The 17,858-nt window shown below is 43.1% G+C and carries 9 protein-coding genes, 2 tRNA genes and 3 rRNA genes; 13 read left to right on the forward strand and 1 reads right to left on the reverse strand.

What is annotated here, in order from left to right; all coding sequences use genetic code 11:
* The 12 genes from dnaA to rrf all read left to right on the forward strand — a co-directional run bounded on the left by dnaA (window position 1) and on the right by rrf (window position 15,026).
* Entirely contained in the window at window positions 1–1,347 is a 1,347-nt protein-coding gene (gene dnaA, locus LG336_RS00005; RefSeq protein ID WP_404330612.1) for a chromosomal replication initiator protein DnaA, read from the forward strand.
* Between the two features lie 184 nt (window positions 1,348–1,531).
* Complete coding sequence (dnaN, locus tag LG336_RS00010) at window positions 1,532–2,668, forward strand: DNA polymerase III subunit beta (protein ID WP_404330613.1); 1,137 nt, start codon at window positions 1,532–1,534, stop codon at window positions 2,666–2,668.
* Window positions 2,669–2,776: 108 nt separating this feature from the next.
* On the forward strand, window positions 2,777–2,992 hold the full coding sequence (yaaA, locus tag LG336_RS00015) for a S4 domain-containing protein YaaA (RefSeq protein WP_404330614.1): 216 nt from the start codon (window positions 2,777–2,779) through the stop codon (window positions 2,990–2,992).
* An 18-nt stretch (window positions 2,993–3,010) separates the two neighbouring features.
* Window positions 3,011–4,129, forward strand: coding sequence for a DNA replication/repair protein RecF (recF, locus tag LG336_RS00020; protein ID WP_404330615.1), 1,119 nt, complete (start codon window positions 3,011–3,013; stop codon window positions 4,127–4,129).
* A gap of 9 nt (window positions 4,130–4,138) precedes the next feature.
* Entirely contained in the window at window positions 4,139–4,393 is a 255-nt protein-coding gene (remB, locus tag LG336_RS00025) for an extracellular matrix regulator RemB (RefSeq protein WP_404330616.1), read from the forward strand.
* Between the two features lie 61 nt (window positions 4,394–4,454).
* Window positions 4,455–6,377, forward strand: coding sequence for a DNA topoisomerase (ATP-hydrolyzing) subunit B (gene gyrB / locus LG336_RS00030; protein WP_404333299.1), 1,923 nt, complete (start codon window positions 4,455–4,457; stop codon window positions 6,375–6,377).
* A 48-nt stretch (window positions 6,378–6,425) separates the two neighbouring features.
* Complete coding sequence (gene gyrA / locus LG336_RS00035) at window positions 6,426–9,005, forward strand: DNA gyrase subunit A (protein ID WP_404330617.1); 2,580 nt, start codon at window positions 6,426–6,428, stop codon at window positions 9,003–9,005.
* Window positions 9,006–9,818: 813 nt separating this feature from the next.
* A 16S ribosomal RNA gene (locus tag LG336_RS00040) occupies window positions 9,819–11,369 on the forward strand.
* 162 nt (window positions 11,370–11,531) lie between these two features.
* Window positions 11,532–11,608: transfer RNA gene (locus LG336_RS00045), tRNA-Ile, on the forward strand.
* Between the two features lie 8 nt (window positions 11,609–11,616).
* Window positions 11,617–11,692 (forward strand) — tRNA-Ala (locus tag LG336_RS00050).
* 169 nt (window positions 11,693–11,861) lie between these two features.
* Window positions 11,862–14,798, forward strand: a 23S ribosomal RNA gene (locus tag LG336_RS00055).
* A 112-nt stretch (window positions 14,799–14,910) separates the two neighbouring features.
* Window positions 14,911–15,026 (forward strand): 5S ribosomal RNA (gene rrf / locus LG336_RS00060).
* The 16S, 23S and 5S rRNA genes sit together here with 2 tRNA genes alongside, the layout of an rRNA operon.
* 218 nt (window positions 15,027–15,244) lie before the next feature.
* On the opposite strand, the gene LG336_RS00065 is transcribed toward rrf, so the two are convergent.
* A complete protein-coding gene (locus tag LG336_RS00065; protein WP_404330618.1) occupies window positions 15,245–16,198 on the reverse strand; it encodes a YaaC family protein in 954 nt (317 codons plus the stop codon).
* Between the two features lie 117 nt (window positions 16,199–16,315).
* Here LG336_RS00065 and guaB point away from each other — a divergent pair, with 117 nt between their 5' ends.
* Window positions 16,316–17,782, forward strand: coding sequence for an IMP dehydrogenase (guaB, locus tag LG336_RS00070; protein ID WP_404330619.1), 1,467 nt, complete (start codon window positions 16,316–16,318; stop codon window positions 17,780–17,782).
* The last annotated feature ends 76 nt before the right edge of the window (window positions 17,783–17,858 follow it).

The raw sequence follows: 17,858 nt of genomic DNA on the forward strand, positions 1-17,858 counted from the left end.
TTGGAAAATATCGCGGATCTCTGGAATAAGTCCTTGTCGAAAATTGAAAAAAAAATAAGTAAACCAAGTTTTGATACATGGTTAAAAGCAACCAAGGCTCATTCACTCCAGGGAGACACACTAACCATTACAGCCCCAAACGAGTTTGCCCGCGACTGGCTTGAAGAACGATATTCCCAACTAATAAGTGGAATCCTTTATGAGGTGACTGGAGAAAACCTCACCATAAAGTTTATTATTCCGCAAAATCAAAGCGAGGAAGACATCAATTTGCCTGTCCCACCGAGGAAGATGAATAAGGAAGATGATTCGCATGACCTTCCGAATAATATGTTAAATCCTAAATATATCTTCGACAGCTTTGTTATTGGTTCTGGGAATCGTTTTGCCCATGCTGCTTCACTTGCAGTGGCTGAAGCCCCCGCAAAAGCATATAACCCGCTATTTATATATGGTGGTGTAGGTCTGGGAAAGACTCACCTCATGCACGCGATCGGACATTATGTACAGGAGCATAACCCTTCCGCGAAAGTTGTCTATCTAACCTCCGAAAAGTTTACGAATGAGTTTATTAACTCCATTCGTGATAACAAAGCCGTGGAATTTCGGAACAAGTATCGGAAGGTTGATGTTCTTCTTATAGATGATATTCAGTTCCTGGCCGGAAAAGAATCGACCCAGGAAGAATTTTTCCATACGTTTAATACCCTTCATGAGGAAAGTAAACAAATTATTATCTCTAGTGATCGGCCACCAAAAGAAATTCCAACCTTAGAAGACCGTCTGCGTTCCCGTTTCGAATGGGGGTTAATTACCGATATTACACCTCCGGATCTAGAAACACGGGTTGCCATTCTTAAGAAAAAGGCAAAAGCAGAGGGACTTGATATTCCGAATGAAGTTATGTTGTACATTGCGAACCAAATTGATTCCAATATTCGTGAGCTCGAAGGGGCATTAATAAGAGTAGTTGCCTTTTCTTCCCTTATTAATAAAGACATCAATGCTGACCTAGCAGCAGAAGCATTAAAGGATATTATTCCTAGTTCAAAGCCTAAGGTCATTACAATCCTTGATATTCAAAGGACTGTCGGACAGCATTACAATGTGAAACTTGAGGACTTTAAGGCAAAGAAACGTACGAAATCTGTTGCATTCCCAAGACAAATTGCCATGTATCTATCTCGTGAACTAACCGATTTTTCTCTTCCGAAAATTGGAGAAGAGTTCGGAGGGCGAGATCATACAACGGTCATCCATGCCCATGAAAAGATTTCGAAACTCCTTGCGACTGATTCTGCTCTTCAGAAGCAGGTAAAGGAAATCAATGAACAGTTAAAGATATAGGGAAAATGTGAATAACTTGAACTAGATTACACACAGTCTGTCCACATGTGGATGGGCTGTGTTTCCTTGTCGGAAAATAGGTTATCCACAAATCCACAGCGCCTACTAGTACTTTTACTATATTTTTAAAATATAAATATATGCTTTAAAATATAAATAAATACCAAATTGGAGGATTTTTAAAATGAGGTTTGTCATCCAGAGGGACTATTTATTACAAAGTGTTCAAGATGTGATGAAGGCAGTAACAAGCAGAACAACGATTCCAATCCTAACAGGAATTAAAATTGTTGTTTCAGAAGAAGGTGTCACACTAACCGGTAGTGATTCCGATGTTTCCATCGAATCGTTTATTCCTAAAGAAGACGGCGACAAAGAAATTGTTGAAATTAAACAAACTGGCTCGATTGTACTTCAAGCAAAGTTCTTTAGTGAAATTGTGCGGAAGTTGCCTATGGATACAGTTGAAATTATTGTTGAGAACCACCTTCAAACTGTGATTCGCTCTGGAAAATCAGAATTCAATTTAAACGGCTTGGATGCAGAGGAATATCCTCATTTACCACAAATCGCTGAAGAAAATGTATTTCGTATTCCAACCGATCTACTAAAAGCCTTAATTCGCCAAACTGTTTTCGCAGTGTCCACCTCAGAAACACGACCAATCTTGACAGGTGTCAACTGGAAGGTAGAAGACAATGAATTAATCTGTATTGCAACAGATAGCCATCGCTTAGCTTTAAGAAAAGCAAGGCTCGAAACAGAAGCTGTTGGTAAACATAATGTTGTCATTCCTGGTAAAAGTTTGACAGAATTAAGCAAAATTCTAGATGATACGGCAGCAATGGTTGACATTGTCATTACTGAAAACCAAGTACTCTTTAAAACAAAGCATTTATTATTCTTCTCCCGACTTCTTGAAGGGAATTATCCTGATACTGCAAGATTAATTCCAAACGAAAGAAAAACAGATGTCGTCGTCAACACAAAAGAATTTCTTCAAGCAATTGACCGTGCTTCTTTATTGGCAAGAGAAGGTAAAAATAATGTTGTGAAATTCTCAATTTTAGAGGGGGATACGATCGAAGTTTCCTCGAACACTCCTGAAATCGGAAAAGTAGTAGAAGAAGTTTCAGCTCAATCTGTTGAAGGGGAAGAACTGAAGATCTCTTTTAGCGCAAAATACATGATGGATGCCTTAAAAGCACTGGAAGGTAGTGAAATTCAAATTTCCTTCACAGGCGCAATGAGACCATTTGTCATTCGTCCACTAAATGACGAAGCCATTCTTCAGTTAATTTTACCTGTTAGGACCTACTAACAGCTCCAGAACCCTTGTCAAACCGGCAGGGGGTTTTTCTTTACTTGTCTCTTGTGCATTTATTTAGTAAAATAAAGTATTAAATCCTTTTAAAGAAATGGTGAAAAAATGAGCGAAAAAATTAAAATTGACACAGAGTTCATTACAATGGGCCAGTTTCTTAAGTTAGCAGAGATCATTCAGTCCGGCGGAATGGCTAAGTGGTTTTTAAGTGAACATGAAGTCTATGTCAACGGAGAACAAGATCAGAGAAGAGGAAGGAAGCTCAGGAACGGTGATGAAATCGATATCCCTGGGTTCGGCAAATTCCTAATCAGTCAATGATCAAAGGATGGGCCATTCATGCATATTGAAGAAATACAATTAAAAAACTATCGTAACTATGAACAGCTAGAAGCGCAGTTTGAAAATAAAGTAAACGTTATCCTTGGTGAAAATGCTCAGGGGAAAACAAATGTCATGGAATCAATCTTCGTTTTGGCAATGGCAAAGTCCCATCGAACATCAAATGATAAAGAACTTATTCGTTGGGATATGGATTATGCTAAAATAGAAGGTAGAGTTATTAAACATCATGGGTCTGTACCCATGCAGCTTGTTATTTCCAAAAAGGGGAAACGGGCTAAGTATAATCATATTGAGCAGAAAAAGCTCAGTCAGTATATTGGTAATATGAATGTTGTCATGTTCGCGCCTGAGGATCTAAACCTTGTAAAAGGGAGTCCGCAAGTAAGGCGCCGTTTTATTGATATGGAAATTGGACAGGTATCCCCTGTCTATTTGCATGATATCAGCCAGTATCAGAAGGTTCTTCAACAACGTAACCACTATCTAAAACAATTGCAGATAAAAAAACAGTCGAATTTAACAATGCTAGATATTTTAACGGAGCAATTTATCCAGATGGCAGCTAAGATCATTGTTAAACGGTACGAATTCATTCGGATGTTGGAACAATGGGCATTGCCTATTCATCAAGGGATATCTCGAGGCCTTGAAACGTTAAAAATTGCGTATAAACCGTCAGCGGATGTATCAGAAGAACAAGACTTGTCGAAAATGATAGAGGTCTATGAAGAAAAATTTGCTAAAATAAAAACGAGAGAAATCGAACGTGGGACAACCTTGTTTGGGCCGCATCGTGATGACTTAGAGTTTATCGTCAACAATCGCGATGTTCAGACCTTTGGGTCCCAAGGTCAGCAACGAACAACTGCCTTATCCGTTAAACTTGCTGAAATTGAGCTAATTAATAAAGAGATTGGGGAATATCCAATTCTCCTCCTTGATGATGTTCTGTCAGAATTAGATGATTTCCGCCAGTCTCATTTGTTAAATACCATCCAAGGGAAGGTTCAGACCTTCGTTACGACCACTAGTGTAGATGGAATTGATCATAAAACGTTAAAAGAAGCAGCTGCTTACCGGGTAGAATCAGGAGTAATGACAAAAATCCAATGAGGTGAAACTATGTACCTGCATATTGGGGAAGATACCTTAGTTCGAACAAGTGAAATCATTGCGATTTTAGACAAGGAAAGCACAGGATTTTCTGAGGTTCTTGAAGAGTTTCTCACGCGGCAGAATTTAGATGTCGTTCACTTATCAAAGAAACAGTATAAATCTATTGTTATCACAACAGATCAAGTTTATTACTCTCCTTTGGCGGCTGGGACTTTAAAAAAACGTTCCCAGAAGTCATCTGTCCAGGAGTTTATTATATAGTCTCTTATAACTTTGTTTGAAATTGATTTGCAAAATGAAAGTGTGGGTGATTGATATGGCAATGGAGAAAGAAGCCATGCAAGGACAATCGTATGAGGCAGACCAAATACAAGTCCTCGAGGGGTTAGAGGCAGTTCGGAAACGTCCGGGGATGTATATCGGTTCAACAAGTGGAAGGGGCCTTCATCACCTCGTCTGGGAAATCGTCGATAATAGTATTGATGAAGCACTTGCTGGGTATTGCGATGAAATCAAAGTGTTTATTGAAAAAGATAATAGTATAACGGTTGAAGATAATGGTCGGGGAATCCCAGTTGGAATGCACGAGAAAATGGGTCGACCAGCCGTAGAGGTTATTATGACTGTCCTTCATGCAGGAGGAAAGTTTGGCGGTGGCGGTTATAAAGTATCGGGTGGTCTTCACGGTGTTGGTGCCTCAGTAGTAAATGCCTTATCAACCCTTCTGGAAGTGTATGTCCATAGGGATGGCAAGGTTCATCATATCTCTTTTGAACGCGGTAAAATCAAATCAGACTTGAAGGTTATTGGGGATACAGACCGTACTGGAACAACCGTTCATTTTATACCAGATGGTGAAATATTCACAGAGACACTAGAGTATGAATATGAAATCCTTGCTACACGTTTACGTGAGTTAGCGTTCCTTAACAGAGGCTTGAAAATTAGTATTGAAGACAAACGTCCAGATGGTAAGAAGAATGAGTATTATTACGAAGGTGGAATTAAGTCTTATGTAGAACACTTGAACCGTACAAAAGATGTTCTTCATGAGGAGCCTATCTATATTGAGGGCGAAAAGGACGGGATTAGTGTCGAGGTAGCCATCCAATATAACGATGGATTCACAACGAACATTTATTCCTTCGCAAACAATATTCATACCTATGAAGGCGGGACCCATGAGTCTGGCTTTAAAACAGCACTGACAAGGGTCATCAATGATTATGCTAGAAAACATGGTATTTTTAAAGAAAATGATGCGAACCTTTCTGGTGAAGACGTTCGTGAGGGCATCACTGCCATTATTTCAGTGAAGCACCCCGACCCGCAGTTCGAAGGACAAACGAAGACGAAGCTTGGAAATTCAGAAGTTCGGAACGTTACGGACACCACTTTTTCAGAACGCTTTGAAAGCTTTATGCTTGAAAATCCTTCAGTAGCGCGAAAAGTTGTCGAAAAAGGATTAATGGCTGCTAGAGCAAGGCTCGCAGCGAAAAAGGCACGTGAGCTAACAAGAAGGAAAAGTGCGTTAGAAGTATCAAGTTTACCAGGAAAGCTTGCCGACTGTTCTTCGAAAGATCCTTCGATTAGTGAAATCTATATCGTTGAGGGTGACTCTGCCGGTGGCTCAGCAAAACAAGGACGTGATCGCCACTTCCAAGCAATTCTGCCACTTCGCGGTAAGATCTTGAATGTAGAAAAGGCACGTCTTGACCGCATTCTTTCAAACAATGAGGTTAGAGCGCTAATCACAGGAATCGGAACAGGTATTGGCGAGGACTTTGATATTGCCAAAGCACGCTACCACAAGGTTGTTATTATGACCGATGCAGATGTCGACGGTGCACATATACGAACCTTATTATTAACATTCTTTTATCGATATATGAGGCAAATTATTGAGGCGGGCTACATTTATATTGCACAGCCACCTTTATATAAAATTCAACAAGGAAAAAGGATTGAATATGCCTACAATGAGAAACAGCTTGAAGAGGCATTAGCAGCTCTTCCAGCACAACCAAAACCGGGTATCCAGCGTTATAAGGGTCTTGGAGAGATGAATCCAGCCCAGCTTTGGGAGACAACCATGTCCCCTGATAATCGGTTATTGCTTCAAGTAAGTCTAGAGGATGCTATTGAGGCAGATGAAACCTTCGAAATGTTGATGGGTGATAAAGTTGAGCCTAGACGACAATTTATCGAAGAAAATGCCGTTTATGTTAAAAATTTAGATATTTAACAGGGTAGATGATGTCTATCCTGCTTTTCTATTAAGGGAGGTTTTCAAATGGCTGAGACGCCTAATCCTCGTGTGAAAGAAATAAATATTAGCCAAGAAATGAAGACATCTTTCTTGGATTATGCCATGAGTGTAATCGTAGCAAGAGCCTTGCCGGATGTTCGAGATGGGTTAAAACCAGTTCACCGCCGTATTCTTTATGCAATGCATGACCTTGGCATGCACTCTGATAAAGCCTACAAAAAATCAGCGCGTATTGTTGGGGAAGTAATTGGTAAGTACCATCCTCATGGTGATTCAGCAGTTTATGAGACAATGGTCCGAATGGCGCAGGACTTTAACTATCGCTACATGCTTGTTGATGGTCATGGTAACTTTGGATCTGTCGATGGTGATTCTGCAGCAGCGATGCGTTACACAGAAGCACGTATGTCAAAAATCTCGATGGAATTATTACGTGATATCAATAAAGATACGATTGATTATCAAGATAACTACGATGGTTCTGAGCGTGAGCCAGTTGTACTTCCAGCCAGATTTCCTAATTTACTTGTCAACGGAACGTCTGGTATTGCTGTAGGGATGGCGACAAATATTCCGCCGCACCAACTAGGAGAAGTTATTGATGGTGTCCTTGCGGTAAGTAATGATCCCGATATAACCATTCCAGAGTTGATGGAAATTATTCCAGGACCTGATTTCCCAACTGGGGGACTCATACTGGGAAGAAGTGGGATTCGAAAGGCATACGAAACAGGTCGCGGTTCAATTACCATGCGATCAAAAGTAGAGATTGAAACAAAACCAAATGGTAAGGAAGTCATCATTGTTAATGAAATTCCATACCAAGTAAATAAGGCGCGACTAATTGAAAAAATTGCTGACCTTGTGCGTGACAAAAAGATTGATGGAATTACAGACTTACGAGATGAGTCTGACCGAGATGGTCTTCGTATTGTCATAGAAGTACGAAAAGATGCCAATGCAAACGTTCTGTTGAATAATCTTTACAAACAAACAGCTCTCCAAACAAGCTTTGGAATTAATACCCTTGCTCTTGTCGATGGACAACCTAAAGTTTTAAATCTTAAACAATGCTTAGTTTATTACTTAGACCATCAAAGAGTTGTTATTCGTCGTAGAACTGAATTTGAACTTCGCAAAGCAGAAGCACGTGCGCATATTCTTGAAGGGTTAAGGATTGCCCTTGATCATCTGGATGCGATTATTGCGTTAATACGCGGTTCACGTACTACAGACATCGCTCGTGATGGGTTAATGACAGAATTCAACTTGTCAGAAAAACAAGCGCAGGCCATTCTAGACATGCGATTGCAGCGTTTAACTGGCTTAGAACGCGAGAAGATTGAGGATGAATACCAAAGCCTTGTTCAATTGATCAATGAATTAAAAGCGATTCTAGCTGACGAGGAAAAAATCCTTGAAATCATCAGGGAAGAATTACTTGAGGTAAAAGAACGCTTCAACGATAAGCGCCGGACAGAGATTATTACTGCTGGTATTGAAATGTTTGAAGACGAAGATTTGATTCCAAGAGAAAATGTCGTTATTACATTAACGCATAATGGATATATTAAACGCCTTCCTGTATCAACCTACCGAGCCCAAAAGCGTGGAGGACGAGGCATTCAGGGAATGGGTACAAATGAAAATGATTTCGTCGAACACTTAATCACAACATCGACCCATGACACAATCCTCTACTTTACAAACAAAGGAAAGGTATACCGAACAAAAGGCTATGAAGTACCAGAATTTAGTCGTACAGCAAAAGGAATCCCGATTATCAATCTCCTAGGTGTTGAAAAAGGGGAATGGGTAAACGCCATTATTCATGTCGAGGAGTTCAATGAAGACTGGAGCCTCTTCTTTGCAACGAAGGATGGGATTGCGAAGCGTACACCACTTACATCGTTTGCGAATATCAGAAACAATGGACTTATTGCCCTTAACCTTCGTGAAGGGGATGAATTAATTTCTGTTCGTCTGACTGATGGCGATAAGGAAATCATTATAGGCACTAAAAATGGTCTTATGATTCGTTTCCCTGAAACGGATGTGCGTTCCATGGGACGTACCGCAACAGGAGTAAAAGGCATCTCACTCGATGAAAGTGACGAAGTAGTTGGAATGGAAGTACTTGAAGAAAGTGCTGATATTTTAGTCGTTACGAAAAACGGATTTGGGAAACGTACACCTGCTACTGAATATAGGAGACAGGGTCGTGGTGGTAAAGGAATTAAGACTTGTAATATAACTGATAAAAACGGAGACCTTGTAACAATGAAGGTTGTCCAAGGCGAAGAAGATTTAATGGTCATTACGACTGGCGGTGTTATCATCCGAATTCCGGTCAGTGGTATTTCGATTACAGGTCGAAACACTCAAGGGGTTAAACTAATTAGCCTCAACAAAGATGTTAACGAAGCTGTTTCTACCGTTGCACAAGTTGATAAAGAAGAAGAAAAAGTCGAAGACCTAGAAGAAATGGACTTAGACCAAGAATTAATTCCTGGTCAAGAGGCTAACGAGGAATTAGGATCTGAAGAAACACTCGCTAGCGAAGAAGTAGAGAATAAAGATACAAACGAAGAAGACAACGAATAACCCTAAAAGGAGCACATTTTGTGTAACGGGTTCTGTTTAGAAGTACAAAATACGAATTAACCTTGCTTTTCGTATAGTAATTGCACTTGAATTAAAAAGCAATTTGGCAAGTAAATCAGAAAAAATGCTTGGAGACATATATGCTCCAAGCATTTTTTATTTCAAGATAGGCACCGGTTCAACGATTTTCAAATCTTCTAGAATTGCCAGGATATAAGCTACTAAAATAAGTGGAGAAATTCCCCTTATTAAGGAAATAGCACAAAAAATAGATTAAATAGAGGGAAAGATTCCGCCTATTTAATCGAAAAGCATGAAAATGGCCCATTTTGCTTTGCCTTAACGGGAAAAATTCCCCTTATATCCCCCGAACCGAGCTCTATTCTGCAGGCTAACGGGAAAAACTCCCCTTATTTAAACAATCAGAGGCTACTCAATTAAGAATAGGAAAGAATGTCTGCTTCATTTATATGCCTCTCTGACATCAACACCAACCCGCACACCAATTGGTATAATGTGAGCTTAATGATTAGCCGGTTTTTTTAAAATAAAATGCTCATAAAACCTTGATTAACTGGGGAAATCCTGATATACTCTTCAGAGTCAGCAACAGAGCAATTTATCACTATATAAAAAGTGAAAAAAGTTGTTGACTATGAAACAATGAAATGTTATATTAATATAGTCGCTTACGAGTGATGATTGCTCTTTGAAAACTAAACAAACAAGCGTCAACAAAAAATATTTATCATGTCTTCCATTATAGAAGTTCATGAGCCAACGTTTTATTTTATGAGCTAATCACTCTACATTTTATTGGAGAGTTTGATCCTGGCTCAGGACGAACGCTGGCGGCGTGCCTAATACATGCAAGTCGAGCGGATCTTTGGGAGCTTGCTCCCGAAGATTAGCGGCGGACGGGTGAGTAACACGTGGGCAACCTGCCTGTAAGACTGGGATAACTCCGGGAAACCGGGGCTAATACCGGATAATTCATTCCCTCTCATGAGGGAATGCTGAAAGACGGTTTCGGCTGTCACTTACAGATGGGCCCGCGGCGCATTAGCTAGTTGGTGAGGTAACGGCTCACCAAGGCCACGATGCGTAGCCGACCTGAGAGGGTGATCGGCCACACTGGGACTGAGACACGGCCCAGACTCCTACGGGAGGCAGCAGTAGGGAATCTTCCGCAATGGACGAAAGTCTGACGGAGCAACGCCGCGTGAGCGATGAAGGCCTTCGGGTCGTAAAGCTCTGTTGTTAGGGAAGAACAAGTACCGGAGTAACTGCCGGTACCTTGACGGTACCTAACCAGAAAGCCACGGCTAACTACGTGCCAGCAGCCGCGGTAATACGTAGGTGGCAAGCGTTGTCCGGAATTATTGGGCGTAAAGCGCGCGCAGGCGGTCCTTTAAGTCTGATGTGAAAGCCCACGGCTCAACCGTGGAGGGTCATTGGAAACTGGGGGACTTGAGTGCAGAAGAGGAGAGTGGAATTCCACGTGTAGCGGTGAAATGCGTAGAGATGTGGAGGAACACCAGTGGCGAAGGCGACTCTCTGGTCTGTAACTGACGCTGAGGCGCGAAAGCGTGGGGAGCGAACAGGATTAGATACCCTGGTAGTCCACGCCGTAAACGATGAGTGCTAAGTGTTAGAGGGTTTCCGCCCTTTAGTGCTGCAGCAAACGCATTAAGCACTCCGCCTGGGGAGTACGGCCGCAAGGCTGAAACTCAAAGGAATTGACGGGGGCCCGCACAAGCGGTGGAGCATGTGGTTTAATTCGAAGCAACGCGAAGAACCTTACCAGGTCTTGACATCCTCTGACAACTCTGGAGACAGAGCGTTCCCCTTCGGGGGACAGAGTGACAGGTGGTGCATGGTTGTCGTCAGCTCGTGTCGTGAGATGTTGGGTTAAGTCCCGCAACGAGCGCAACCCTTGTCCTTAGTTGCCAGCATTCAGTTGGGCACTCTAAGGAGACTGCCGGTGACAAACCGGAGGAAGGTGGGGATGACGTCAAATCATCATGCCCCTTATGACCTGGGCTACACACGTGCTACAATGGATAGAACAAAGGGCAGCGAAGCCGCGAGGTCAAGCAAATCCCATAAATCTATTCTCAGTTCGGATTGCAGGCTGCAACTCGCCTGCATGAAGCCGGAATCGCTAGTAATCGCGGATCAGCATGCCGCGGTGAATACGTTCCCGGGCCTTGTACACACCGCCCGTCACACCACGAGAGTTTGTAACACCCGAAGTCGGTGGGGTAACCTTTTAGGGGCCAGCCGCCTAAGGTGGGACAGATGATTGGGGTGAAGTCGTAACAAGGTAGCCGTATCGGAAGGTGCGGCTGGATCACCTCCTTTCTAAGGATAATGCCGTAAGGGCATTCGGAATGCGAATCTTTCGATTCGTACTAAGCAAATTTAAAAATTTGCACTAAGCAAATCTAAAGATTTGCCTCGTTGATTGCTTGTTTGTTTAGTTTTGAAGGAGTAATGATATTATTTCATATATTCCTGTTATGTGGGCCTATAGCTCAGCTGGTTAGAGCGCACGCCTGATAAGCGTGAGGTCGGTGGTTCGAGTCCACTTAGGCCCACCATTCATAACGGGGCCTTAGCTCAGCTGGGAGAGCGCCTGCCTTGCACGCAGGAGGTCAGCGGTTCGATCCCGCTAGGCTCCACCATGACACTTTTTTTAGTGTCTATTTTGTTCCTTGAAAACTAGATAATCGTAAGTAAGAAGGCAAAAGTAAAACACACATTTGTATCGCTTTTTTAATTTTTCTCTCTTTTATTTAAAAAAGAGAAACCAAAGACATGATTGTCTTTTAGAGACGAATAAATTCGTCCATAGGTTAAGTTAGAAAGGGCGCACGGTGGATGCCTTGGCACTAGGAGCCGATGAAGGACGGGACTAACACCGATATGCTTCGGGGAGCTGTAAGTAAGCTTTGATCCGGAGATTTCCGAATGGGGAAACCCACTGTTCGTAATGGAACAGTATCTTTACCTGAATACATAGGGTATTGAAGGCAGACCCGGGGAACTGAAACATCTAAGTACCCGGAGGAAGAGAAAGCAAATGCGATTCCCTGAGTAGCGGCGAGCGAAACGGGATTAGCCCAAACCAGAAGGCTTGCCTTCTGGGGTTGTAGGACACTCAACATGGAGTTACAAAGGAACGGGGTAAATGAAGTGGTCTGGAAAGGCCCGTCAAAGAAGGTAAAAACCCTGTAGTTGAAACTTCGTTCCCTCCTGAGTGGATCCTGAGTACGGCGGGACACGTGAAATCCCGTCGGAAGCTGGGAGGACCATCTCCCAAGGCTAAATACTCCCTAGTGACCGATAGTGAACCAGTACCGTGAGGGAAAGGTGAAAAGCACCCCGGAAGGGGAGTGAAAGAGATCCTGAAACCGTGTGCCTACAAGTAGTCAGAGCTCATTAATGAGTGATGGCGTGCCTTTTGTAGAATGAACCGGCGAGTTACGATTACATGCAAGGTTAAGTCGAGAAGACGGAGCCGCAGCGAAAGCGAGTCTGAATAGGGCGAATAAGTATGTGGTTGTAGACCCGAAACCAGGTGATCTACCCATGTCCAGGGTGAAGGTAGGGTAACACCTACTGGAGGCCCGAACCCACGCACGTTGAAAAGTGCGGGGATGAGGTGTGGGTAGCGGAGAAATTCCAATCGAACCTGGAGATAGCTGGTTCTCTCCGAAATAGCTTTAGGGCTAGCCTCACGAAGTGAGAGTCTTGGAGGTAGAGCACTGTTTGGACTAGGGGCCCTCATCGGGTTACCGAATTCAGACAAACTCCGAATGCCAATGACTTATCCGTGGGAGTCAGACTGCGAGTGATAAGATCCGTAGTCAAGAGGGAAACAGCCCAGACCACCAGCTAAGGTCCCAAAGTATACGTTAAGTGGAAAAGGATGTGGAGTTGCTTAGACAACCAGGATGTTGGCTTAGAAGCAGCCACCATTTAAAGAGTGCGTAATAGCTCACTGGTCGAGTGACTCTGCGCCGAAAATGTACCGGGGCTAAACGTATCACCGAAGCTGTGGGTGGACATCTTACGATGTCCGCGGTAGGAGAGCGTTCTAAGGGCGTTGAAGCTAGACCGTAAGGACTGGTGGAGCGCTTAGAAGTGAGAATGCCGGTATGAGTAGCGAAAGATGGGTGAGAATCCCATCCACCGTATGCCTAAGGTTTCCTGAGGAAGGCTCGTCCTCTCAGGGTTAGTCGGGACCTAAGCCGAGGCCGAAAGGCGTAGGCGATGGACAACAGGTTGATATTCCTGTACCACCTCTTTATCGTTTGAGCAATGGGGGGACGCAGGAGGATAGGGTAAGCGCACTGCTGGATATGTGCGTCTAAGCAGTTAGGCTGGTAACGAGGCAAATCCCGTTACCGTGAAGGCTGAGCTGTGATAGCGAGGGAAATATAGTACCGAAGTTCCTGATTCCACACTGCCAAGAAAAGCCTCTAGCGAGATAAAAGGTGCCCGTACCGCAAACCGACACAGGTAGGCGAGGAGAGAATCCTAAGGTGAGCGAGAGAACTCTCGTTAAGGAACTCGGCAAAATGACCCCGTAACTTCGGGAGAAGGGGTGCTTTTTAGGGTGTTAAAGCCTTGAAAAGCCGCAGTGAATAGGCCCAGGCGACTGTTTAGCAAAAACACAGGTCTCTGCGAAGCCGCAAGGCGAAGTATAGGGGCTGACGCCTGCCCGGTGCTGGAAGGTTAAGAGGAGAGGTTAGCTCACGCGAAGCTTTGAATCGAAGCCCCAGTAAACGGCGGCCGTAACTATAACGGTCCTAAGGTAGCGAAATTCCTTGTCGGGTAAGTTCCGACCCGCACGAAAGGCGTAACGATCTGGGCACTGTCTCAACGAGAGACTCGGTGAAATTATAGTACCTGTGAAGATGCAGGTTACCCGCGACAGGACGGAAAGACCCCGTGGAGCTTTACTGCAGCCTGATATTGAATTTTGGTACAGCTTGTACAGGATAGGTAGGAGCCTTGGAAGCCGGAGCGCCAGCTTCGGTGGAGGCGTCGGTGGGATACTACCCTGGCTGTATTGAAATTCTAACCCGCACCCCTGATCGGGGTGGGAGACAGTGTCAGGTGGGCAGTTTGACTGGGGCGGTCGCCTCCTAAAATGTAACGGAGGCGCCCAAAGGTTCCCTCAGAATGGTTGGAAATCATTCGCAGAGTGTAAAGGCACAAGGGAGCTTGACTGCGAGACCTACAAGTCGAGCAGGGACGAAAGTCGGGCTTAGTGATCCGGTGGTTCCGCATGGAAGGGCCATCGCTCAACGGATAAAAGCTACCCCGGGGATAACAGGCTTATCTCCCCCAAGAGTCCACATCGACGGGGAGGTTTGGCACCTCGATGTCGGCTCATCGCATCCTGGGGCTGTAGTCGGTCCCAAGGGTTGGGCTGTTCGCCCATTAAAGCGGTACGCGAGCTGGGTTCAGAACGTCGTGAGACAGTTCGGTCCCTATCCGTCGTGGGCGCAGGAAATTTGAGAGGAGCTGTCCTTAGTACGAGAGGACCGGGATGGACGCACCGCTGGTGTACCAGTTGTCTTGCCAAAGGCATCGCTGGGTAGCTATGTGCGGACGGGATAAGTGCTGAAAGCATCTAAGCATGAAGCCCCCCTCAAGATGAGATTTCCCATAGCGTCAAGCTAGTAAGATCCCTGAAAGATGATCAGGTTGATAGGTCAGAGGTGGAAGCGCGGTGACGTGTGGAGCTGACTGATACTAATCGATCGAGGACTTAACCAAATTTTTGATAGTTATTTTCGCTAATGCGAAAAAACTTTGATACAAATCGTGTTACTTTTACTTCTTACACATTATCTAGTTTTGAAGGAATAAACCTTCAATTAAATAGTAGTCTGGTGGCGATAGCGAGAAGGTCACACCCGTTCCCATGCCGAACACGGAAGTTAAGCTTCTCAGCGCCGATGGTAGTTGGGGGTTTCCCCCTGTGAGAGTAGGACGTCGCCAGGCAAAATGAAAGAACAGCAGATAGAGGCTGTTCTTTTTTGTTTTTACCTGAATAAGATCAACTTTACTTAATATATGATTTAGTTCATGTACTAGCATTATATTTGCTTACTTCAGTGTACCAGATGTCCTAGGCTCCTTTTTACAGCTAAAGACGTCTTTATATAAATGAAAAGCTACAAGGCCCTAAAATGACTGTCCTAGAGCTTGTACAGCCCATCTCATTTCCCCTCCAAATACCGATAAATAAGATACGGACCCTTTTGTAGGGAAGCTCCAAGGAAAGACTCAATGAACGGGTAATCTTCATTCGGCATCATTTTAATCAATTCACTCCACCAGTCAATTTCATAACGAGCAATCATCCCTAAATTGTAGAGAAGCAAATAGTGAAGCATTAACTCAGGCATCATGTACAGGTCTCCCCTGTTTAACGGAAAGGAGTAATGACTATTAACATAGTTATATTTCAGAGGTATGGGCTCAACCACAGAATGAGGCTCCATTTTAAATGCAAGCTGATGATCATTTACCTCTTGAAAGGATAAGGAAGCAACAGATTTGCTTTGAAAATAATCCATAAATCGATTTTCGGTCATATGGTATACATCCAAAATGTTTTTAGAAAGGATGAAAAGGTCAGCATCTTTAGTTAATTCTAGAAAAGTTGGTTTTCCAGTCAACTTTGAAAAGTGAAACGATAGCTCCGGAATAAACTTAAGAATATCCCCCATCTTTACCTTTTCCCCTTCCAATTGTTTCATGTGAAACAGTTTCTCTGCCATTAGTGGAAACAACCCATGTTTCTGTAATTTTACCTCGTCATCCATAAAGGAATATTGTTGTTTCTTTCGCTTACGAGTAGTTAATCCATGGGCAAGAACTGTTGTTGTCTCTGGATAGTTGGGACTCACCGTTAAAATACAAGCCTTTACCAGATGAACCAACCCGTAAAAAAGGAGGATTGGCTGTATGTGAATGGGAGATATAGCTGCCTGTTGGTAGTATATTTTTCCATGTTCTAAGTAATAAATAAATGGATAGCAGTTTTCAAAGCTTTTTTGTTCTGCATTTTCAATTCGTAATTTACGGTAGCACTTTAATAAAAAGTCTCGTGAGTAGTCCGCGGAAAAATATAATGAAAAACTACCCCAGCTTTGATAGTGAAAAGACACAAATAAAACCTCCAACCATTTTCAGAAAAGTCTAACTTACCGAATCTTTCTTGACAGTATTTTGTCCAATTGGTAACCTTACTAATAATATTTTGTTCTAAAGGGGGTTTATTTACGATGTGGGAAAGTAAGTTTTTAAAAGAAGGACTAACATTTGATGATGTATTGCTGGTACCTGCTAAATCAGAGGTATTGCCTAGAGACGTAAATCTCCAAGTACCTTTAACGGAGAAAATTAAATTGAATATCCCAATCATTAGCGCGGGTATGGACACTGTTACAGAGGCTGAAATGGCCATTAGTATGGCAAGACAGGGTGGACTAGGTATTATTCATAAAAATATGTCCATTGAACAGCAGGCTGAGCAAGTAGATAAGGTTAAAAGATCTGAAAGTGGTGTTATCACGGATCCCTTCTTTTTAACCCCAGAACACCAAGTTTTTGATGCAGAACATTTAATGGGCAAATACAGGATTTCTGGTGTTCCGATTGTGAACAATGAAGAAGAACAAAAACTGGTCGGTATTTTAACAAACCGTGATCTTCGGTTTATCCAAGACTACTCTATTCTAATCTCTGATGTAATGACGAAGGAGGACTTAGTTACGGCGCCTGTCGGAACAACTCTACAGGATGCTGAGAAAATTCTCCAGCGTTATAAAATTGAGAAGCTCCCACTCGTAAATGAAAATGGTATTTTAAAAGGTCTTATTACCATTAAGGATATTGAAAAGGTGATTGAATTCCCTAATTCCTCAAAAGACGACCAGGGTCGTTTACTTGCAGGGGCCGCTGTAGGTGTTACAGCAGATACTATGAAAAGAGTCGAAGCGCTTATTAAAGCACAAGTCGATGTGATAGTCATTGATACGGCACATGGTCATTCAAAAGGTGTTCTTGAAACAGTAGCGCAAATTCGAAAAGCCTATCCTGAGCTTACGATTATTGCTGGTAACGTTGCGACTGCTGAAGCAACAAAGGACCTGATCGAGGCTGGAGCCGACGTCATAAAGGTCGGTATCGGCCCAGGCTCTATTTGCACAACAAGGGTAGTGGCGGGTGTAGGAGTACCGCAAATTACTGCAGTTTATGATTGTGCTACAGAAGCCCGCAAGCATGGTAAGTCAATTATTGCTGATGGTGGTATTAAATACTCAGGAGATATTGTGAAGGCCTTAGCAGCAGGTGGCCACGCAGTCATGCTTGGAAGTATGCTTGCAGGGACAACGGAAAGCCCTGGTGAGACAGAAATTTATCAAGGTAGACGATTTAAGGTGTATCGTGGCATGGGTTCAGTGAGTGCAATGGAAAAAGGTTCAAAGGACCGATATTTCCAAGAAGATAATAAGAAATTTGTCCCAGAGGGTATTGAAGGTAGAGTGGCTTATAAAGGGCCACTAGCTGATACAATTTATCAGCTCATTGGCGGAATTCGTTCGGGTATGGGCTACTGTGGGGCTGCTGATCTACTAGAGCTAAGAGAAACCAGTCAATTTATTAAAATGACCGGAGCAGGACTAAGAGAGAGCCATCCTCATGACGTTCAGATTACGAAGGAATCACCAAATTACTCAACTAGTTGAGCCTAATTTCCTAAATGGAATAATGGATTATTTTTATTACGGACAGAGACTTTTCTCTGTCTGTTTTTTTAATTTC

Source organism: Mesobacillus maritimus (assembly GCF_044803185.1).
In the GTDB taxonomy this organism is placed as follows: Bacteria; Bacillota; Bacilli; order Bacillales; family Cytobacillaceae; genus Mesobacillus_B; species Mesobacillus_B maritimus_B.

Bases quoted from the DNA above. Each gene is read 5' to 3' on its own strand.
- yaaA (WP_404330614.1), top strand. From the start codon at position 2,777: ATGAGCGAAAAAATTAAAATTGACACAGAGTTCATTACAATGGGCCAG.
- dnaN (WP_404330613.1), top strand. From the start codon at position 1,532: ATGAGGTTTGTCATCCAGAGGGACTATTTATTACAAAGTGTTCAAGAT.
- recF (WP_404330615.1), top strand. From the start codon at position 3,011: ATGCATATTGAAGAAATACAATTAAAAAACTATCGTAACTATGAACAG.
- gyrB (WP_404333299.1), top strand. From the start codon at position 4,455: ATGGAGAAAGAAGCCATGCAAGGACAATCGTATGAGGCAGACCAAATA.
- guaB (WP_404330619.1), top strand. From the start codon at position 16,316: ATGTGGGAAAGTAAGTTTTTAAAAGAAGGACTAACATTTGATGATGTA.
- remB (WP_404330616.1), top strand. From the start codon at position 4,139: ATGTACCTGCATATTGGGGAAGATACCTTAGTTCGAACAAGTGAAATC.
- gyrA (WP_404330617.1), top strand. From the start codon at position 6,426: ATGGCTGAGACGCCTAATCCTCGTGTGAAAGAAATAAATATTAGCCAA.